The 20,014-nt window shown below is 59.6% G+C and carries 12 protein-coding genes, 2 tRNA genes and 2 rRNA genes; 5 read left to right on the top strand and 11 right to left on the bottom strand.

Features of this window, described 5'->3' with window-relative positions; genetic code table 11:
- Nucleotides 1-110: 110 nt before the first annotated feature.
- Nucleotides 111-560 carry a peptide-methionine (R)-S-oxide reductase MsrB gene (gene msrB, locus AADW22_RS02415; RefSeq protein ID WP_005850940.1) on the top strand — a complete coding sequence of 150 codons (450 nt, stop codon included), beginning with the start codon at nt 111-113 and terminating at the stop codon, nt 558-560.
- Complete coding sequence (gene msrA / locus AADW22_RS02410; protein ID WP_037942922.1) at nt 557-1,066, top strand: peptide-methionine (S)-S-oxide reductase MsrA; 510 nt, start codon at nt 557-559, stop codon at nt 1,064-1,066. Before msrB ends, msrA begins: the two co-directional genes overlap by 4 nt.
- 51 nt (nt 1,067-1,117) lie before the next feature.
- Here the strand turns inward: msrA and AADW22_RS02405 are convergent, their stop codons facing one another.
- From AADW22_RS02405 to AADW22_RS02375, 7 genes are all read right to left on the bottom strand, one after another.
- Entirely contained in the window at nt 1,118-3,124 is a 2,007-nt protein-coding gene (locus AADW22_RS02405; RefSeq protein WP_407474175.1) for a hydantoinase/oxoprolinase N-terminal domain-containing protein, read from the bottom strand.
- Between the two features lie 61 nt (nt 3,125-3,185).
- Nucleotides 3,186-4,244: a tRNA epoxyqueuosine(34) reductase QueG gene (gene queG, locus AADW22_RS02400; protein ID WP_407474174.1), complete on the bottom strand. Its 1,059-nt coding sequence runs from the start codon at nt 4,242-4,244 to the stop codon at nt 3,186-3,188.
- 15 nt (nt 4,245-4,259) lie between these two features.
- A complete protein-coding gene (locus tag AADW22_RS02395) occupies nt 4,260-4,925 on the bottom strand; it encodes a glutathione S-transferase family protein (protein WP_005850934.1) in 666 nt (221 codons plus the stop codon).
- 60 nt (nt 4,926-4,985) lie between these two features.
- Nucleotides 4,986-5,732 carry a monofunctional biosynthetic peptidoglycan transglycosylase gene (gene mtgA, locus AADW22_RS02390; RefSeq protein ID WP_005850932.1) on the bottom strand — a complete coding sequence of 249 codons (747 nt, stop codon included), beginning with the start codon at nt 5,730-5,732 and terminating at the stop codon, nt 4,986-4,988.
- A gap of 27 nt (nt 5,733-5,759) precedes the next feature.
- Complete coding sequence (locus AADW22_RS02385) at nt 5,760-6,473, bottom strand: SGNH/GDSL hydrolase family protein (protein WP_039911725.1); 714 nt, start codon at nt 6,471-6,473, stop codon at nt 5,760-5,762.
- Nucleotides 6,474-6,572: 99 nt separating this feature from the next.
- The gene (gene gltB / locus AADW22_RS02380) at nt 6,573-11,105 is read right to left on the bottom strand and encodes a glutamate synthase large subunit (RefSeq protein ID WP_132997426.1); all 4,533 of its coding nucleotides are present in this window, start codon (nt 11,103-11,105) and stop codon (nt 6,573-6,575) included.
- 57 nt (nt 11,106-11,162) lie between these two features.
- Nucleotides 11,163-12,596 (bottom strand): NAD(P)-dependent oxidoreductase, encoded by a 1,434-nt coding sequence (locus tag AADW22_RS02375; protein ID WP_037942908.1) that lies wholly within the window; start codon nt 12,594-12,596, stop codon nt 11,163-11,165.
- A 229-nt stretch (nt 12,597-12,825) separates the two neighbouring features.
- Between AADW22_RS02375 and AADW22_RS02370 the strand changes: the two genes are divergently transcribed.
- Nucleotides 12,826-13,629, top strand: coding sequence for an undecaprenyl-diphosphate phosphatase (locus tag AADW22_RS02370; RefSeq protein WP_243251009.1), 804 nt, complete (start codon nt 12,826-12,828; stop codon nt 13,627-13,629).
- 55 nt (nt 13,630-13,684) lie between these two features.
- Here the strand turns inward: AADW22_RS02370 and AADW22_RS02365 are convergent, their stop codons facing one another.
- Nucleotides 13,685-14,668, bottom strand: coding sequence for a complex I NDUFA9 subunit family protein (locus AADW22_RS02365; protein WP_306285356.1), 984 nt, complete (start codon nt 14,666-14,668; stop codon nt 13,685-13,687).
- Between the two features lie 214 nt (nt 14,669-14,882).
- On the opposite strand from AADW22_RS02365, the gene AADW22_RS02360 reads away from it, so the two are divergent.
- Together AADW22_RS02360 and AADW22_RS02355 are read left to right on the top strand one after the other, a co-directional pair.
- Nucleotides 14,883-14,968 (top strand) — tRNA-Leu (locus AADW22_RS02360).
- Between the two features lie 296 nt (nt 14,969-15,264).
- On the top strand, nt 15,265-16,401 hold the full coding sequence (locus AADW22_RS02355; protein ID WP_407474173.1) for a Hint domain-containing protein: 1,137 nt from the start codon (nt 15,265-15,267) through the stop codon (nt 16,399-16,401).
- 226 nt (nt 16,402-16,627) lie between these two features.
- Here AADW22_RS02355 and AADW22_RS02350 read toward each other — a convergent pair.
- The 3 genes from AADW22_RS02350 to AADW22_RS02340 form a co-directional block, all read right to left on the bottom strand.
- Nucleotides 16,628-16,704: transfer RNA gene (locus tag AADW22_RS02350), tRNA-Met, on the bottom strand.
- 69 nt (nt 16,705-16,773) lie between these two features.
- Nucleotides 16,774-16,888, bottom strand: a 5S ribosomal RNA gene (gene rrf, locus AADW22_RS02345).
- Nucleotides 16,889-17,071: 183 nt separating this feature from the next.
- Nucleotides 17,072-19,937 (bottom strand): 23S ribosomal RNA (locus AADW22_RS02340).
- Nucleotides 19,938-20,014: the final 77 nt, after the last annotated feature.

The raw sequence follows: 20,014 nt of genomic DNA, 5'->3' as shown, positions 1-20,014 counted from the left end.
AAGGGGTTGGACGACAGGCGGGCGGTCACAGATCGGTGCGTCGGTGCATTACCCCTTTGAAAAACCCGCGCAGGCCCCATTTAATGTATCAAACCGCAAAGGAGCCTCGCATGCCGACCTATGAAAAGACCGACGCCGCCATTAACGCTCTGTCCCCCGAAGAATTCCGTGTCACCCAGCAGAACGGCACCGAACGGCCGGGCACGGGCAAGCTGCTTGATAACAAAGAGCCGGGCATCTACGTAGACATCGTCTCTGGCGAGCCGCTGTTCGCGTCCTCGGACAAATACGAATCCGGCTGCGGCTGGCCGAGCTTTACCAAACCCATCGAACCGGCCCATGTCGCCGAACTGCGTGACGCGTCGCTGGGGATGATCCGCACCGAGGTGCGCAGCGCCCATGGGGACAGCCATCTGGGCCACGTCTTCCCCGACGGTCCCGCGGATCGTGGCGGGCTGCGCTATTGCATCAATTCCGCCTCGTTGCGCTTTATTCATCGTGACGACATGCAAGACGCAGGCTATGGCGATTATATCAACCAAGTGGAGGATGTAGCATGAGCGAACAACGCGCAGTACTGGCCGGAGGATGCTTTTGGGGCATGCAGGACCTGATCCGCAAACGCGAGGGGGTTCTATCGACCCGCGTGGGCTATTCGGGCGGCGATGTGCCCAATGCCACCTACCGCGATCACGGCACCCATGCCGAGGCGATCGAGGTGATGTTTGACGACGACGTGATCAGCTATCGTGATCTGCTGGAACTGTTTTTCCAGATCCACGACCCGACAACGCTGAACCGTCAGGGCAATGACCGCGGGCTGAGCTATCGTTCGGCGATCTACTATGTCGACGAAGACCAGAAAGCCACCGCGCTGGACACGATTGCCGATGTAGAGGCATCGGGCATCTGGCCGGGCAAAGTCGTGACAGAGGTAGAACCCGTCAGCGATTTCTGGGAAGCAGAGCCCGAGCATCAGGATTATCTGGAGCGTATTCCAAACGGCTATACCTGCCATTTCCCGCGCCCCGATTGGGTCCTGCCCAAACGCGCGGCAGCAGAATAAACGCAAAACGGCGCAGCCCCTCGGGTTTGCGCCGTTTTCTTTTGTGCAGCGTCAGGCCGATGCGACCCTTGGCCTGCCTGTCGCCTCGACCGTCAGCAGCGCTTCGATAAAGACCTTGCGGCTTTCGACCTCTGCGTGGCGGATGTCGCGTTGCACATCGATCTGCACATCGACCACCCCCGCCGCCCGCGCCGCCGCCTCTGCCTTGTCGCGCAGGGTTGTCTCAAGCGTGCTCAGCGCCTGTGTCTGATCCGTGAAATCCTGCGGCCCGCCGGCCAGATACACCCTGAACCGCCCCTCTGCAGGCGAGGTCACCGTGCCGCTTTCCCGCATGGTCACCCGCCCGACGACAGCGCCAATGGCATTGGCCACTGCGGCGTGTTCGGGCAGGATCATCTGCGTGCCCAACCGTTCCCCCACCGCCGGATAATAGGCCGCGGCAGAGGCCCCCAGCCCGATCACCGGCACGTTCAACGCCGCCTCGATCCGCACAAGCCCCGCGTGCCCGCGCAACCCGCGCTGCAACAGCTCGTGGCGGGCCAGCGTTTCGGGTTCTGTATCAAAGGCGGGCGCTTCTTCCGCCAGCGCCGCTTCCAGCATGGCCAGCGCGGTCTGTTCGGTCAGTTGATCCACAATGATCTGCGCCATAGCGGCAGGGTCAGGGGCCAGCATCTGCCCCGCGCCTGTGCGTCGCCGTCCAAACAACCGCAGCGCCTTGCCTGCGGCCTCTGCGTCCCACGCCGCCACCCGTCCTAGCACATGGCTTGCGTCCGATGGCGTAACGCCGGCCAGCTGGACCAAGCCACGCTCTACCAGACGTTTCAGCGCGCCTGTCTCTATGCGGGCGCGCAGGATGTCGGCCATCGGGTGCAGCCCGTCACCAATACGGTCCAGCAGCATTTGTTCACGCGCCGAGATCCCCTCGCGCGGTTGACCTGCCACGGCACGCACAAAGCGCCCGTCATATTCGCCGGGGGTGGTGCTGCGCAGCTGCGCATCAAGCGCGGCATGGACCACCTCGGGTGCCTCCGTCGCGATGAGCGCAATGGGCAAGACCCGCTTGGGCCCCAGCGTCACGCCGCCCTGCAAGCCTTCGGTCAGGAAATGCACCTCGCTGTCGCCCCCCAGACCAGTGGTGCGCATGGCAACGGCCTCTACCATCGTGCGGTAGCTGCCGACGCGGGCCCCTGCGGGGTCGATCGCGGGCCGGCCATCGCGCAACAGGGCCACATCGGTGGTGGTGCCGCCAATATCGCTGACCAACGCACGCGTCGCACCGGTCATCCACCGCGCCCCCACGATAGAGGCCGCAGGCCCGCTGAGGATCGTTTCAATCGGCCGTTCCCGTGCCTGCGCGGCAGAGATCAGCGCCCCGTCCCCCCGCACCACCATCAACGGGGCCGCGACGCCAATGTCGGTCAACACATCCTCGGCCCGCCCGATCAACCGGTCGATCATCCCGATCAGCCGCGCGTTCAGCACCGCTGTCAGCGCCCGTTTCGGCCCGTTGAGCTTGGCCGACAGCTGATGCGAGGCCGACACGGGCCGCCCCGTCACCTGCGTCACCAAGTCGGCGACACGTTGTTCATGCGCGGGGTTGCGCGTGGCGAACTGGCTGGCGACGGCAAAACCGCTGACCTGTTCACGCTGCTCGGTCAAAAAGGAGATCAGCGCGGCTTCGTCCAGCGGGGCACGCTCTGCGCCTGCGTGGTCATGACCACCGCCAAGGATCAGATAGGGGTCACCGTTCAGCGCCCCTGCCAGCCCGTGCGTCTCAAGATCCCGCTTCTTGAAGCCGACATAGATCAACGCGACGCGCCCGCCCTGCCCTTCGACCAGCGCATTGGTTGCCAGCGTGGTCGACAGCGACGCCATCGCCACCTGACCCGCTGAAACATCGGCCGCCGCCAGCACGCGGCGCACGGCCTGCCCCACACCAATGGCCAGATCGGCGCGGGTGGTCAGCGCCTTGGCCGATGCGACCACCGTGGTTTCATCGCGGATCAGCACCGCATCCGTATAAGTGCCGCCCGTATCGACCCCAAGCAAAAGCGCCATTCAACTATCCTTGCACCGTTTTCCTAGGGTTTACCTGTTCCGGCGCAGCGGTCCAGCCCTGTCAGCCGTGGTTTCCACGCAGACGGGCCACGGCCCATTGCGCCGCGTCGGCGACAGTCGCGTCCGGATCGTCCAACAGGCCCTGTGCCACGGGGGTCAGACGCGCCTGACCGGAGTTACCAATGGCATAAAGCACATTGCGAATGAACCGGTTGCGCCCGATCCGCTTGATCGGCGAGCCGCTGAACCGCAGTCGAAAGGCCGCATCATCCAGCGAAGCCAGCTCTGCCAGATCGGGGGCTCCGACACCGCCGTGATAGCGCAAATCGCTCGCCGCGACGGCGAATTTGTTCCACGGGCAGGCGGCAAGGCAATCATCACAGCCGTAGATGCGGTTGCCCATCTTGCTGCGCAGCTCTAGGTCGACCGGCCCGTTGTGTTCAATCGTCAGATAGGAAATGCAGCGCCGCGCATCCAGCTGATAGGGCGCGGGGAAAGCATTGGTCGGGCACGCCGTGAGGCAGGACCGGCACGACCCGCAGTGATCCACCTCTGCCGTGTCGGGGGTGAAATCCAATGTGGTGAAAATCGCGCCCAGAAAGGCCCAGTTCCCCCAGTCGCGGCTTAGCAGATTGGTGTGCTTGCCCTGCCAGCCCAGCCCCGCCGCCTGCCCAAGCGCCTTTTCCGGCACGGGGGCCGTGTCGACAAAGACCTTCACCTCGCAGGGTTCCTGCGCCACCAGCCATCGCGCCACCCGCTTGAGCCGTTTCTTGACGATGTCGTGGTAATCTCGCCCCTGCGCATAGACAGATACGCCCGCCTTGTCAGGGTGGTTCAGCACCTCGGTCGGGTCGTATTCAGGGGTATAGCTTTCGGCCAGCATGATCACTGACCGCGCCTCGGGCCAAAGGGCGGCAGGGTTGCCGCGCCACGCCATGCGGTCGGCCATCCACGCCATCTGCCCGTGATAGCCTGCATCGACGAAAGCCTGCAGCCGTTCGGGCACATCAGGCACCGCGTCGGGGCGGCAGATCCGGCAAGAGACAAAGCCTTCGTCCAGCGCCTGCGCCACCAACCGGCCCCGCAGGGCGTCCGTATCGGCAGCCGATGTCACAGACATCGGGCGCGGCGTGGATCAGAAATCAAGGTCATTATAATGCTTCGGCGGCGGGAAACCCGGCACCTGATCGGCCAGCAACGACCGGAACGCGGGGCGGGACTTGATCTTGGCGTACCAGTCCTTGACCACGTCGGACCGGTTCCAGTCCACATCCGAGATATAATCAAGCGAGGATAGATGCGCCGCCGCCGCGAAATCGGCCAGCGTCATCACGTCGCCTGCCAGCCAGCGCCGGTGGTCCAGCAGCCATGCCATATAGTCGATGTGATACTTGATCGCCTTGGCCCCGTCCTTGACATTGCGGCTGTCGGGAAACCCCTGCTTCATCACCTTTTTATTGACCCGTTCGTAGAGCAGCTTCGAGGTGACCTCGTCGTGGAACTTGTCATCGAACCAGCTGACCAGACGACGCACTTCAAGCCGCTGGACCGGATCAGAGGGCATCAGCGACGGTTCGGGGCGAGTCTCTTCTATATATTCGCAGATCGCGGCACTTTCGGACATGATGATGCCATCAAGCTGCAATACGGGCACCTTGCCCGCCGGATTGCGGCGCATGAAATCTGGGTCTTGCTCCCAATACCGCTCTTCGACGCGTTCAACCTCGATCTTCTTTTCAGCGAGGCTCAGCCGGACTTTGCGGCAGAACGGCGAAAGCGGGACGTGAAACAGGCGAGCCATAAGGGGTTCCGGTACTAACAAACAGGGGTTTCATCCTCATGCCCGTCTTGGTTGGGTTTTTCAACTCTCGAAACAGGCTGCCCGTCCGTCCTTGCTGATTGTCGCCGCACCATCGCGGATCTGGGCACTGCGCTTGCGCACCGCGGCAGAGGGGCGCGCGGCCGAACGGGTTTTCGGCGACGGCAGGATCGCGGCCAGCCGCGCCGCTTGGGTTGCGGTCAGCTTGGCGGGAATCACCCCAAAGTAATGTTGCGCCGCAGCGTCGACACCAAAGATGCCCTCGTCGAACTCGGCCACATTCAGATAGACTTCGATGATGCGCCGCTTGGTCCAGACGGTTTCAACCAGCGGCGTGATCCCGGCCTCAAGCGCTTTGCGCAACCATGTGCGGCCATGCCAGAGATAGACGTTCTTGACCGTCTGCTGCGACAGGGTGGATGCCCCGCGGTTCGATCCTTCGGCGATGGCGCGTTTGATCGCGGCCAGATCAAAGCCCCAGTGTTCGCAGAAATTCGCATCTTCCGCCGCCACGACAGACCGCGCCATGACAGGGGCCACGTCTTCCAGCGCGACCCATTGCTGGTCCACGCCCCCCAGCCTACGGCCTTCGCTGAACATATAGGGGGTCGTCGGCGGGTTGATCACCGCGAACAGCAACACCAGGGCGATCAACAGGCCAAGCACGGCGAGCACCAGCTTGAACGCGCCCCGAACCACACGCCGCTTGAGCGACCGCAGCTGCGCCGCAGGGGACGGGGTCTTGGACTTGGCTTTGCCCTTGGATTTGGAGGATGCGCGTTTTGCCATAGCCATCAGCTATATCGTGGCAATGGCTTATTGTGAACGGGCACTGCGGGCGGAAATCCCTTTTGCGAGATAAGCCCCGATCAGCGCAGAGGCCTTGGGCGACGGGTGGGTGTTATCGCTGGCAAACAGGCTGGGATCCTGACGGTCGATGACGGTTTCTGAATCAAGGAATGTCACCCCCGGGGTTTGTGCCGCAAACCGCGCGATGCGGCGTTCCAGCAGCACCAGATCATCGCGACAGCCCTCGAATGACCCTTTGCCATTGCCGGCGTAATACCCCATCCACATCACCTGCGCGCCCGTGCTGCGCAAACGCGTCAGGAAGGCGGGGATTTCCCCAGTAGCGGCATCCGCAGCGATTAGCGTGTCGACCACAGGCGTGCAGGCCGCGCATTTGCAGTCGTTGAACCCCAGATCATTGGCCCCGCCGTTCACCACGATCCAGTTCCACCGCCCGCCGGGGTACTGATCCTGAATGTCGAAACCGACAGCGGACAAGAGCGTGCTGTCATTGCTGAACTGCGCACCGGGGACGGCCTTGCTGACCACATTGCGGCCAAGGCTGGCTGCCATCGCATCGGGGATCGCCTGATCGCTTGATCCGTTCCACGCCATGACGGAATCGCCAATTACCAGAATATCGCCGCCGCCCTTGGGCGCAGCATCGGTACAGGCCGCAAGCGCGAGCCCCACCAGCAAAAGCGCCATCAGCCGGACGCGAGAGGTAAGTGTTTTGATCATCCCGTAACTATAGGCCGGTTGCGGCCCCGGTAAAGCGTGGGCGACGCACAAAAGAAATCGGGCGCGAGGTTTCCCCCGCGCCCGATCTATCCGTTTTGCTTACTCCGCCGGGATCGCGTGTTCTTCGACGCTCAGCGGGGCGGGCAGATGGACCAGCATCTCTTTGGGGCAGATCTGCAGGAAGTTATCCTTTTCAATGTCCCAGTGCTGCAGGATGTCTTCGGCCTTGCGGCTGTTGGTTTCCTGCAGGTGCCGTTCAATCAGGCCCTTCAGCTGATTTTCCCAATGCTCGACCGTGACAGGGCAGGTCACCAGCGTTTCGCGGTTCAGCATTTTGTCGGCCTTGCCATCGGGGTTGTAGAGATAGGCCATACCGCCCGTCATACCCGCGCCAAAGTTCGCACCGATCTCGCCCAGGATCACGGCCACACCGCCGGTCATGTATTCACACCCGTTGCTGCCGCAGCCTTCGATCACCACATGCGCGCCCGAGTTCCGAACGCCGAAACGTTCACCGGCACGGCCTGCTGCGAACAAAAAGCCCTTGGTCGCACCATAAAGCACCGTGTTACCGATGATGGTGTTGTCAGAGGCGACGATGGTGCTGGCCATAGACGGGCGCACGACGATGGTGCCGCCCGACAGACCCTTGCCGACATAGTCATTCGCATCGCCGGACACTTCAAGCTTGAGCCCCGGTGCCGCGAAGGCCCCCAGCGACTGCCCTGCCGAACCGGTCAGCTTGACCGTCAGGTGATCGGGCTGCAGCTGGTTGTTCATGCCGAAGTTGCGGATGATGTGGCTTGAGACGCGGGTGCCCACGGTACGGTGCGTGTTCTGCACCGCATAGCTCAGCTGCATCTTCTCGCCATCTTCAAGGAAGCGCGCGGCGTCGCGCACGATTTCAGAGTCCAGCGTGTCCAGCACAGCGTTGCGTGGCTTGTTGCGGTCATACACGATCTCTGCCGCGCCATCGACGGTGATCAGCAGCGGGTTGAGATCCAGATCGTCAAGATGCGCAGAGCCACGGCTGACCTGTGCCAGCAGATCGGCACGGCCAATCACGTCATCCAGGCTACGCGCCCCGATAGAGGCGAGCAATTCGCGCACTTCGGTGGCGTAGAAGGTGATCAGGTTCACGACCTTATCGGCGTTGCCCGTGAACTTGCCACGCAGCGCTTCGTCTTGGGTGCAGACGCCGACGGGGCAGGTGTTCGACTGGCACTGACGCACCATGATACAGCCCATCGCGATCAGCGCGGCAGTGCCGATGCCGTATTCCTCGGCTCCCATCATCGCGGCCATCACGATGTCACGCCCTGTGCGTAAACCACCATCGGTCCGCAGGGTCACGCGGTCACGCAGGTTGTTCATCGCCAGAACCTGATGCGCCTCGGTCAGGCCCATCTCCCACGGCAGACCCGCATATTTGATCGAGGTCGCAGGCGAGGCGCCCGTGCCGCCATTATGGCCCGAGATCAGAATGATATCCGCCTTGGCCTTTGCCACACCGGCCGCAATCGTGCCAACGCCCGAGGACGCCACCAGCTTCACGGTCACCTTACAGCGCGGGTTGATCTGCTTGAGGTCATAGATCAGCTGCGCAAGGTCTTCGATGGAATAGATATCGTGGTGCGGCGGGGGCGAGATCAGGGTCACGCCCTTGGTCGAATGGCGCAGACGGGCGATCAGGTCGGTGACCTTCATGCCCGGAAGCTGACCACCCTCGCCGGGCTTGGCCCCTTGGGCGACCTTGATTTCAAGCTCTTCACACTGGTTCAGGTATTCGGCAGTCACACCGAAACGGCCCGACGCCACCTGCTTGATCTTGGCCGACGGGTTATCACCGTTGGCCTCGGGCACGAAGTGCGCCGGATCTTCGCCACCCTCGCCAGAGTCGGACTTGGCCCCGATGCGGTTCATCGCGACATTCAGGGTCTTATGTGCCTCGGGCGACAGCGCGCCAAGGGACATGCCCGGCGTCACGAAACGCTTGCGGATAGAGGTGATGGATTCGACCTCTTCGATGGGCACTGGGGCCCCCAGCGGCTTGATATCTAGCAGGTCGCGCAGATGGATCGGCGGGTTGCTTTGCATCTTGGCGCTATATTGCTTCCACATCTGGTAGGACGCTTTGTTGCAGGCCATTTGCAGCATGTGCATCGACGATGCTTCCCATGCGTGGGTTTCGCCGGATTTGCGCGCCTTGTAGAAGCCGCCGATGGGCATGACGACGCCATCGCCCTGCCAACCACGGTCGTGGACCGCTTCGGCCTTGCGTTGGATACCGGTCACACCGATCCCGCTGATACGGCTGGTCATGCCGGGGAAGTATTCCGCGCACATCGCACGGCTCAGCCCTACGGCTTCGAAGTTCAGGCCGCCACGGTAGGAGGACATGACGCTGATGCCCATCTTCGCCATGATTTTCAACAGGCCCTGATCAATCGCCTCGCGGTAGCGGGCCATTGCGGTGGTCAGGGTCATGTCCAGCAGACCACGCCCGATACGATCCGCCAGCGAATCTTCGGCAAGGTAGGCGTTCACCACGGTGGCACCACAGCCGATCAGCACGGCAAAATAATGCGGGTCCACACATTCGGCCGAGCGCACATTGAGCGAGGTAAAGGTCCGCAGGCCCTTGCGGGTCAGCTGGCTGTGCACGGCAGAGGTCGCAAGGATCATCGGCATCGCCACACGGGTCGCATCGCTGAACTGGTCGGTCAGCACGATGTGACCAGCACCGGAGCGCACGGCGTCTTCTGCCTCGTCCCGGATGCGGCGCAGGTTTTCGCTCAGGTTGTTGCCGCCCGGCTCGAACGTACAGTCGATGGTGACGGAGTTCGCGTTGAATTCGGTCATCAGCTGATCGAACTGCGCGTTCGCGAGGAACGGGCTGTCGAGCACGAGGATCTCGGTCTGGGCGCTGGATTCATCCAGCACGTTCTTGAGGTTCCCGAACCGCGTTTTCAGGCTCATGACGCGGAATTCGCGCAGGCTATCGATGGGCGGGTTGGTGACCTGGCTGAAGTTCTGGCGGAAGAAGTGGCTGAGCGGGCGGTACTGGTTCGACAGAACCGCCGACGGGGTGTCATCGCCCATGGATGCCAAGGGCTCTTTCGCATCTTCGGCCATCGGTGCGAGGATCTGCTCGAGGTCTTCGATGGTATAGCCCGCTGCCACCTGACGGCGGCGCAGCTCATCGCCCGAGAACAACGCCTTTTCCTCGACATCGCCAAGCGCTTTGTCCAGCTCGTTGATCTTTCCGACCCATTCACCAAAGGGACGCGACGCGGCAAGCTTGTCCTTGATCTCGGTGTCGCCGAACATCTTGCCTTCTTCGATGTCGACCGCCAGCAGCTGACCGGGGCCAAGCGCGCCTTTGCGCACGACATTCGCCTCGTCCTGCGGGACCATCCCCGCCTCGGAACCCGCGATCAGCATGCCGTCACCGGTGACGACAAAGCGCATGGGGCGCAGGCCGTTCCGGTCAAGACCGGCGCAGACCCAGCGGCCATCGGTCATGGCCAGCGCTGCGGGACCATCCCAAGGCTCCATCACCGAGTTGCAATAAGAATACATGTCGCGCCATGCCTGAGGCAGCTCGACCGCCTGCTTTGACCAGCTTTCAGGCACCAGCATGGTCTTCGCCATCGGGGCCGAACGACCCGCGCGCACCAGGACTTCGAACACCGAATCCAGCGCGGCAGAGTCGGACGACCCCGCGGCGACGATCGGTTTGATATCTTCGGCCATGTCGCCAAAGGTGCCCGACGCCATGCGGATCTCGTGGCTTTTCATCCAGTTGACGTTACCCTTGAGCGTGTTGATCTCGCCGTTATGGGCCAGCATGCGGAAGGGCTGCGCCAGCCACCACTGCGGGAAGGTGTTGGTGGAATAACGCTGGTGATAGATCGCAAACGCGGATTCAAAGCGTTCGTCCATCAGGTCGGGGTAGAAGTTGGCAACATCCTGCGCCAGCATCATGCCCTTGTAGATGATCGACCGGCAGGACATCGACGCGATGTACAGCGTTGGCACCTGAGCGGCCAGCGCGGCTTTCTCGATGCGGCGACGGATGACGTAAAGCTCGCGCTCGAATGTTTCCTCGTCCACGCCCTTGGCGTTGGAAATCAGGATCTGTTCGATCTCGGGACGGGTCGCGTTGGCCTTTTCCCCCAGAACCGACGTATCGACGGGCACGTGGCGCCAGCCGTAGATATAGTAGCCCATCCGCAGCACTTCGGTTTCAACGATGGTCCGGCAGGTTTCCTGCGCGGCAAAGTTGGTGCGCGGCAGAAAGACCTGACCGATGGCGATCAATTCGCCTTCGCGCGGGCTGTGACCGGTGCGACGCACCTGATCGTAGAAAAAATTGACGGGGATCTGCACGTGGATGCCGGCACCGTCGCCGGTCTTGCCATCGGCATCCACCGCACCACGGTGCCAGATCGCCTTGAGCGCCTTGATCCCGTTTTCGACAACCGCGCGGCTGCTGGAGCCGTCGATGTTCACAACAAGACCCACCCCGCAGGATGAATGCTCTTCTTCTTCGGAATACAGACCGTTTTCTGCCATGAAGGCGCGTTTTGCTTCTTCGCGTGCTACCCAGGCGTCATCATATTTGGTCATTTGGAATCTCCTAAATCGGGCGCGCCCGAGGCGCGAAATATCAGTTGAAAGGGGCGCTTATTCGGCCGCGATGGCCACGCTGGCCCCCATCTTTTCAAGGATCGCCTGCGCACAGTCGCGCCCGTCCTTGATGGCCCAGACCACAAGCGACGCACCGCGCACGATATCGCCCACAGCATAGACGCCATCCAGTTCGGTCGCGCCGGTGATATAGTCGGCCTTGACCGTGCCCCAACGGTTGACCGGCAGCTCGGGCGTGTTCCACAGCGTGGGCAGGTCTTCGGGTTCAAAGCCAAGCGCCATGATCACAAGATCCGCCTCTTCGACATAATCGGCACCCTCGATCACCTCGGGGGCCTGACGGCCCGAGACATCCGGCGCGCCAAGGCGCATCTTTTGCACGACGACGCCGGTCACCGGATCACCGACGAACCCTTTGGGCGCGGACAACCATTCGAAGACCACGCCTTCTTCCTCGGCGTTTTGCACTTCGCGTTGCGAGCCGGGCATGTTGGCGCGGTCACGGCGGTACAGACATTTGACCGAGGTCGCCCCCTGACGGATCGAGGTCCGTACACAGTCCATCGCGGTATCACCGCCGCCGATCACGACGACGCGCTTCCCTTGAGCATTGAAACGGCCGGAATCGAATTCCTCTACCTTGTCGCCAAAGCTTTTGCGGTTGCTCACGGTCAGGAAATCAATCGCGCGCTCAAGGCCAACGCCGCCGACGCCGGGGGCTTGGATGTCGCGTGTTTTATAGACGCCCGTCGCGATGATCACGGCGTCATGCTTGGCGCGGATATCGGCAAAGCTGATGTCGACGCCCACATCGCAGTTCAATTCAAAGTTAACGCCACCTTCGGCCAGCTGGTCGTTGCGGCGCATGACGACATCTTTTTCCAGCTTGAAACCGGGGATGCCGTAGGTCAGCAAACCACCCGCGCGGTCATAGCGGTCATAGATGGTGACCTGCACACCCGCGCGGCGCAGCACGTCGGCTGCGGCCAGACCACCGGGGCCCGCGCCGATGATACCAACGGATTCGGCGCGTTCGGTCTTGGGCTTGATCGGCTGCACCCAGCCATTTTCCCACGCGGTATCGGTGATGTATTTCTCGACCGAGCCGATGGTCACAGTGCCGTGGCCCGATTGTTCGATCACACAGTTGCCTTCGCACAGACGGTCCTGCGGGCAGATGCGGCCGCAGATTTCGGGGAAGGTGTTTGTCGCCTGGCTGACCTCATAGGCCTCTTGCAGACGCCCTTCGGCGGTCAGGCGCAGCCAGTCGGGGATGTTATTGTGCAGCGGGCAATGGGTCTGGCAATAGGGAACGCCACATTGGCTACAGCGGCTGGACTGCTCCTGCGCTTTCTCATCCGCGTATTCCGCATAAATCTCTTTAAAGTCTTCACGACGCAGATTCGGCATCCGCTTTTCGGGCATATCCCGGGAAACCGTTGTAAACTTGAGCATTGGCTGCTTTGCCATCTTGGATCTCTCCGCCTGAAACACGTTGCTGCCCCCTCATACACAGGGGCCAAACGATTATAAAGGCAGCATTGCTGACCTATATGCGGTTTATTTTATATCGACCCCAAAACTCCCGCAAATTTATCACATATTTATGTCCGTTACGGACCCAATTACAGGCTTTCCTTCCAGCCCCCCAAAGTTATACGCCTATGGCATCGCCAATGACCCAAAGGCCGGCCCCCTTATGACCCTGTTCCAACTGCTGCTTGTCGCAATCATTCAGGGTCTGACAGAGTTTCTGCCCGTCTCTTCCTCGGGTCATTTGATCCTGCTGCCCACGCTGACCGGCGGGCCGGATCAGGGGCTTGCGATTGATGTCGCGGTGCATGTGGGCACGCTTCTCGCGGTCGTGCTCTATTTCCGGTCCGAGGTCGCAGAAGCCACCATCGGGCTTGGTCGCCTGCTGCGCGGCAAGATGGACACCCCCGGCGCTAGGCTGGCCGCCCTGCTGATCCTCGCAACACTACCGGTGCTGGTCGCCGGGCTGGTGATCAAATTGCTGGGGATTGACGAAATGCTCCGCTCTGTCGCGGTGATCGGCTGGACCATGCTGCTTTTCGGTATTGTGCTCTATTGGGCGGATCACACGGGGCGCAGCGATCGGGATACTGGCGACTGGGATGTCAAAGGTGCCGTCTGGATGGGACTGGCGCAGGCGATGGCGCTGATCCCCGGCACGTCGCGGTCGGGCATCACCATCACCGCCGCCCGCAAACTGGGCTACGACCGCGCCAGCGCTGCCACACTGTCCATGTTGATGTCGATTCCCACGATCCTCGCCTCTGGCGCGCTTTTGTCACTGGATGTGATCGGGCAAGCCGACGCGCAGCTCGCGCGCGACGCGTCGATCGCTGCGGGCTTCGCCTTTGTTGCCGCACTGGCGGCACTGGTCCTGATGATGCGCCTGCTGCGCAGCGTGAATTTCACCCCTTATGTGATCTACCGCATCCTGCTGGGGGCAGCGCTTTTGGTATACGCCTACAGCTAACGCAAAAGGCCCCGCCGTCGCCGGCAGGGCCTTTCCAAATTCGACATCGAAATCGTTAGGTCCGCAGGTTCTTCGCGGATTGCTTGATCTCGTCATACTGGCCCGAGGGGCGGAACCGCCACAGGTACTCGGGCAGGACGGAGCCCATGGACACGGGGCTGATCCCCAAAGCATCAAAGCCCTGCGCCCCCTCGCCCACAACATTATCATGCGCCAGGTTCTTGACCTGATCACGGGTCAGCGTGTTGTTCTTGACCAGGCCGAGCGTCACCGATTGCAACACATCAAGACCAAAGGCGATCACCCGCGCCACGAAAGTCGGCAAGGCGACAACCATGCGGCGCCGGTTCACCACATCAAGCATACGCTGCATCAGGCCGCGAAAGCTTTCGACCTCGGGGCCACCCAGTTCGTAAATTCCGGCAGCGGCCTTGCCTGTCACCGCAAGTTCCGCCGCGTGGGCCACATCATCTACATAGACGGGCTGGAACAGCGTATCCGCCCCTACAGCAGGGATCGCGGGGCTGATCCGCGTCATACCAGCGAAACGGTTAAAGAAGTCATCCTCGGGGCCGAACACGATCGAGGGGCGCAGGATAACAGCCTGCGGCATATGCTTGAGCACACCGGCCTCCCCCATCGCCTTGGTCTGGGCATATTCGCTATCCGCCTCGGCATCCGCCCCGATGGCAGAGATTTGCACCAAACGCGTGATCCCTTCGGCGGCGGCCAAGCGCGCAATGCGTTCTGCGCCGTCGGCCTGAATGGCGTCAAAGGTGTTCTTCCCCGCCTCGGCCAGAATACCGACGCAGTTCACCACCGCATCAGCGCCCTGCAACGCATCGCGTACCGACGCGTCATCACGGATGTTGCAAAAGACCGGTTCGACCTGGCCGACAGTGCCGTAGGTGCGCACAAACAGCGCCTCGTTCGGGCGACGCACCGCGACGCGCACACGCCATCCCGCCAACGCCATGCGACGAACGATATACCGCCCCACAAACCCGGAGCCGCCGTAAACCGTGACCAGCTTTGCCATGATGATACCCCTGACCAGAAAATCTAGCGTTACAGATACATCCAGCCCCCCTCGGGAACAAGCAGCAATTCCGGCAGAGATCGCCTCGAAAGCCCGACCCACCGCACCAATTCTCAGTTTTTCGGATTTATTTTCACGCCGTTTCATTTTGTTGCGAGAATCCAATTGACACCCCCGCCCCACAACAATAAACGCTCCCTCACAACCCCCCTGTGCCCAGGTGGCGGAATGGTAGACGCGCTAGCTTCAGGTGCTAGTACTGGCAACGGTGTGGAGGTTCGAGTCCTCTCCTGGGCACCACTTATCCCCGATAAGTCGCTGTTTTGTTTCACTGTTACTTAGTGCTCCTTAGCGATCGTTGTCCCTGCCCATCGAACTGCCCTTTCAAATTAGCATCGCATCTGCGGCATACCAGCCACCATCGACAGCGCCATCAAAGACGCCCCACTGGCGTCAGGCCCGCTTCACATCCATGTGATATGTCAAAAGTTAAGTCGATTTGTCGCCACTTATCGCTAATGAAATTGCAGAAATTACTATAAACTAGGCCGGTCCGGATCATTTGACCGACCCACAGGCCACCAGAGGGTAAAGACATGGCGAGCGTTTTTGCGTTTGGTATTGATGTTATCAACAATCCCGCTGTGTCCACAAACCCCAGCGCAGGCCAAGACGGCGCTGGTCAGGTGACACTTTCCGGTGGCAGCCAGCCCTTCGCTGACGATGCCATCATCGAATTCATCACACAGAATGAAACGGCAGACGGTGAACTTGACGGGGGCTCGTCCTTCATCGGGATCAAGGTCTATGCCAGTGCTGCCGACTATAACGCCGGCATCGTCCAATATAATTACGTTCCGATGAACCCCGGCCAATCGGCGAATATCCAAAGCGATGTCAGCGGACTTGGCGACACCTACGTACGGTTCAACGCCAACGTTCTGGTGCCCCGCACTGAAAGCGGTGCCAACGACCCAAGCGCACCGACATTTGGGAATCTACTGGTGGCACCAGGTACCAATGCGGGCGACAATATCGGCACACTCAAGATTGACCGCAATACGGATCAGGATTTTGACGGCGACGGCTCCATCGCATCCGGTACGTTGGAGGATGGCAACGGCAAGTTCTATGTCGGGAACACCGTGCCATGTTTCACCGCGGGCAGCCTGATCGCTACTGCAAAAGGCGACACCCCTGTAGAGCACTTGAAAGCCGGTGACGCTGTCATCACACGCGACCACGGAATGCAGATGGTCTCTTGGGTCGGTGCACGTCAGCTGACAGCGGCGGAGCTTGTCGTCTATCCACACCTGCGCCCCGTTTTAATCACGGCGGGTGCTCTCGGCGCTGGAACGCCGGAACGCGACCTTATCGTTTCACCCAACCACCGAATATTGCTTTCCGATGCGCGATCGATGCTACATTTTGGTCAGGATGAAGTCCTCGTCGCCGCGAAGCACTTGGTGAATTGTGACACGATCCGGACGTTCACGCCATCTTCTGTACAATACGTGCACCTGATGTTCGAAAGCCATCAGCTTGTGCTGTCGGACGGGGCATGGACAGAAAGCTTTCAGCCGGGAGTAGAGACACTTCAAAGCATCGGCCAAGCGCAACGCGACGAGATCCTGGCCCTGTTCCCCGCGCTTTCAGGGCAGATCGGGATAAAGCAATACAACGCCGCGCGTAACACGCTGAAACGCCATGAGGCACGCCTGCTGCGGCTCTAGGGCGCGTTCAGGTTTATGGAGCGGAGCGGTTTCAGTTTGCGCTCTCGCTGAGGTGTCTCTGTGCGAATCTTCGTGTTTCCGAAGCATCCCACTTCCGCAAATTCAGGTACAGGTCGTGGGGCCTGCGTTCCTATCAGGTCACCCGTCGCACCATCACGTTGGCTCAAATCGGCACAACGCCCGCAGGCGATGCGGGCGTTTGGTGCTAGTTAAAGTTCGCTAAATCTGGTTGCGGGAGTAGGATTTGAACCTACGACCTTCAGGTTATGAGCCTGACGAGCTACCGGGCTGCTCCATCCCGCGGCTGTGGCCAATGTTATTGTATTGGCTTATTAATTGTCATCGTTGAGAGATACGTAGAGGTTTTGCTAGGTTTGGCGGTGACCTACTCTCCCACGTCTTAAGACGCAGTACCATTGGCGCAGTAGCACTTAACTGCCGAGTTCGGGATGGGATCGGGTGTTTTGCTTACGCTATGACCACCAAACCGAGTAAAACCTCTATGTTGCTGCTTTTGCCATTGGCAAAAGAGCAACAAGCGGGAGAGAGCGTATCCGAAGGATGCGCGTTCCCGCCCCCTCACCATTCTGGGTAAGGATTTGTCCAAGTCAGTACGACTGATTGTATGTGTATGCTTTTGTCCTAGTAAGAAGTCTTTCTTCTACTGGATCAAATCAAGCCTATCGAGCAATTAGTACCAGTCAACTGAACGTATTACTACGCTTACATCTCTGGCCTATCGACGAGATGGTCTATCTCGGCTCTCAGGGATACCTTGTTTTGAGGGGGGCTTCCCGCTTAGATGCCTTCAGCGGTTATCCTGTCCGATCATAGCTACCCAGCACTGCTATTGGCATAACAACTGGTCCACCAGTGGATCGTTCACCCCGGTCCTCTCGTACTAGGGGCAACTCCTCTCAAGTATCCTACACCCACGGAAGATAGGGACCGAACTGTCTCACGACGTTCTAAACCCAGCTCACGTACCTCTTTAAACGGCGAACAGCCGTACCCTTGGGACCTGCTCCAGCCCCAGGATGAGATGAGCCGACATCGAGGTGCCAAACACTGCCGTCGATATGGACTCTTGGGCAGTATCAGCCTGTTATCCCCGGCGTACCTTTTATCCGTTGAGCGATGGCCCTCCCACTTGGGACCACCGGATCACTATGGCCGTCTTTCGACTCTGCTCGACTTGTCAGTCTCGCAGTCAGGCTGGCTTCTGCCATTGCACTCAACGAGCGATTTCCGACCGCTCTGAGCCAACCTTCGCGCGCCTCCGTTACGATTTAGGAGGCGACCGCCCCAGTCAAACTACCCACCACACAGGGTCCCGGATCCGGATAACGGACCGCGGTTAGACATCAAGCAGAACAAGGGTGGTATCTCAAGGGAGGCTCCACGCAGACTGGCGTCCACGCTTCAAAGCCCACCACCTATCCTGCACATGTTCGGCCTAATGCCAGTGTGAAGTTGTAGTAAAGGTGCACGGGGTCTTTCCGTCTAACCGCGGGTAACCGGCATCTTGACCGGTAATTCAATTTCGCTGAGTCTATGTTGGAGACAGCGGGGAAGTCGTTACGCCATTCGTGCAGGTCGGAACTTACCCGACAAGGAATTTCGCTACCTTAGGACCGTTATAGTTACGGCCGCCGTTTACCTGGGCTTCAATTCAGAGCTCTCACTCCTCCTTTTAACCTTCAGGCACCGGGCAGGCGTCAGACCCTATACGTCGTCTTACGACTTCGCAGAGCCCTGTGTTTTTAATAAACAGTCGCCACCCCCTGGTTTGTGCCCCCAGCCCCTAGTTGCCTAGGAACCGGGCCTCCTTCTCGCGAACTTACGGAGGTATTTTGCCGAGTTCCTTCAACATAGTTCTCTCAAGCGCCTTGGTATTCTCTACCTATCCACCTGTGTCGGTTTAGGGTACGATCTAGCGATGGAGCTATTTCCAGGGACCTCTAAGCAGCCCATTCAATCCGATAAGGATGAACTACCCTCGAGATCCGTCACTTCCATCTGGCCCAGGAATATTAACCTGGTTCCCATCGACTACGCCTTTCGGCCTCGCCTTAGGGGTCGGCTTACCCTGCTCAGATTAGCTTTAAGCAGGAACCCTTGGATTTTCGGCGAGAGTGTCTCTCACACTCTTTGTCGCTACTCATGTCATCATTCTCACTAGTGATCTCTCCACCGGATCGCTCACGCGCCGGCTTCACAGAAAGCTCCGCGTCTCCAATACCCCGAAGGGCTAAGGAGACATGGAACTATGTCACACTACGCTCTGCTACCATGCAATTAATGCATCCTAAGCTTCGGCTCATGGCTTGAGCCCCGTTACATCTTCGCCGCAAGACAACTTATTTAGACCAGTGAGCTGTTACGCTATCTTTAAAGGATGGCTGCTTCTAAGCCAACCTCCTGGTTGTTTTGGTCGTCTCACCTGCTTTCCCACTTAGCCATGAATTAGGGGCCTTAGCTGTAGGTCAGGGTTGTTTCCCTCTTCACAACGGACGTTAGCATCCGCTGTGTGTCTGCCATCTAGTACTCCTCGGTATTCGGAGTTTGGTTAGGATCAGTAAGCCTGTGGGGCCCCATTACCCATCCAGTGCTCTACCCCCGAGGGTATTCGGATGACGCTCTACCTAAATAGATTTCGCAGAGAACCAGCTATCTCCGAGTTTGATTGGCCTTTCACCCCTAGGCACAGCTCATCCCGATCCTTTTCAACGGATGTGGGTTCGGTCCTCCAATAAGTGTTACCTTATCTTCAACCTGGCCATGCCTAGATCACTCGGTTTCGGGTCTGATCCCACAAACTCAACGCCCTATTAAGACTCGCTTTCGCTACGCCTACACCTAACGGCTTAAGCTTGCTTGTGAGACCAAGTCGATGACCCATTATACAAAAGGTACGCTGTCAGGCCGTAAAGACCCTCCAACTGATTGTAGGCGTTCGGTTTCAGGTACTGTTTCACTCCCCTCGTCGGGGTGCTTTTCACCTTTCCCTCACGGTACTGGTTCACTATCGGTCAGTAAGGAGTACTTAGCCTTCGAAGGTGGTCCTCCGATCTTCAGACAGAATTTCACGTGTTCCGCCCTACTTAATACGTCCAATCATGCTTCTTATACGGGACTATCACCCACTTTGGTTGCGCATTCCAACGCATTCTAACCACACTCATGGCTCGGCTGGTCCCCGTTCGCTCGCCGCTACTAGGGGAGTATCAATTGATTTCCTTTCCTCCGGGTACTTAGATGTTTCAGTTCCCCGGGTTTGCTTTTATAAACCTATGTATTCAGTCTATAAATACCTGGTTCTGCTTACTGATGAACCCACCGTCTGCACCTTGCGAACTTACGTCCTCAAGTAGCAAAGCGGTAGGACAACAATAAACAATCAGGTGGGTTGCCCCATTCAGAAATCCATGGATCAAAGCTTATTCTCAGCTCCCCATGGCTTATCGCAGAGTATCACGTCTTTCATCGCCTCTTACTGCCAAGGCATTCACCAAACGCCCTTTTCGCGCTTGATTTGATCCAGAAAAAGAAAGACTGATTTAATGTCCTACCGCCTATTCGGCTACTTGAGGACAATTTAGACCCTCAAACG

Source organism: Sulfitobacter sp. PM12 (genome assembly GCF_045586035.1).
GTDB lineage: Bacteria > Pseudomonadota > Alphaproteobacteria > Rhodobacterales > Rhodobacteraceae > Sulfitobacter > Sulfitobacter pontiacus.
This window is presented reverse-complemented; position numbering and strand designations above follow the sequence as displayed.

Bases quoted from the DNA above. Each gene is read 5' to 3' on its own strand.
- msrB (WP_005850940.1), top strand. From the start codon at position 111: ATGCCGACCTATGAAAAGACCGACGCCGCCATTAACGCTCTGTCCCCC.
- msrA (WP_037942922.1), top strand. From the start codon at position 557: ATGAGCGAACAACGCGCAGTACTGGCCGGAGGATGCTTTTGGGGCATG.
- AADW22_RS02405 (WP_407474175.1), bottom strand. From the start codon at position 3,124: ATGGCGCTTTTGCTTGGGGTCGATACGGGCGGCACTTATACGGATGCG.
- queG (WP_407474174.1), bottom strand. From the start codon at position 4,244: ATGTCTGTGACATCGGCTGCCGATACGGACGCCCTGCGGGGCCGGTTG.
- AADW22_RS02395 (WP_005850934.1), bottom strand. From the start codon at position 4,925: ATGGCTCGCCTGTTTCACGTCCCGCTTTCGCCGTTCTGCCGCAAAGTC.
- mtgA (WP_005850932.1), bottom strand. From the start codon at position 5,732: ATGGCAAAACGCGCATCCTCCAAATCCAAGGGCAAAGCCAAGTCCAAG.
- AADW22_RS02385 (WP_039911725.1), bottom strand. From the start codon at position 6,473: ATGATCAAAACACTTACCTCTCGCGTCCGGCTGATGGCGCTTTTGCTG.
- gltB (WP_132997426.1), bottom strand. From the start codon at position 11,105: ATGACCAAATATGATGACGCCTGGGTAGCACGCGAAGAAGCAAAACGC.
- AADW22_RS02375 (WP_037942908.1), bottom strand. From the start codon at position 12,596: ATGGCAAAGCAGCCAATGCTCAAGTTTACAACGGTTTCCCGGGATATG.
- AADW22_RS02370 (WP_243251009.1), top strand. From the start codon at position 12,826: ATGACCCTGTTCCAACTGCTGCTTGTCGCAATCATTCAGGGTCTGACA.
- AADW22_RS02365 (WP_306285356.1), bottom strand. From the start codon at position 14,668: ATGGCAAAGCTGGTCACGGTTTACGGCGGCTCCGGGTTTGTGGGGCGG.
- AADW22_RS02355 (WP_407474173.1), top strand. From the start codon at position 15,265: ATGGCGAGCGTTTTTGCGTTTGGTATTGATGTTATCAACAATCCCGCT.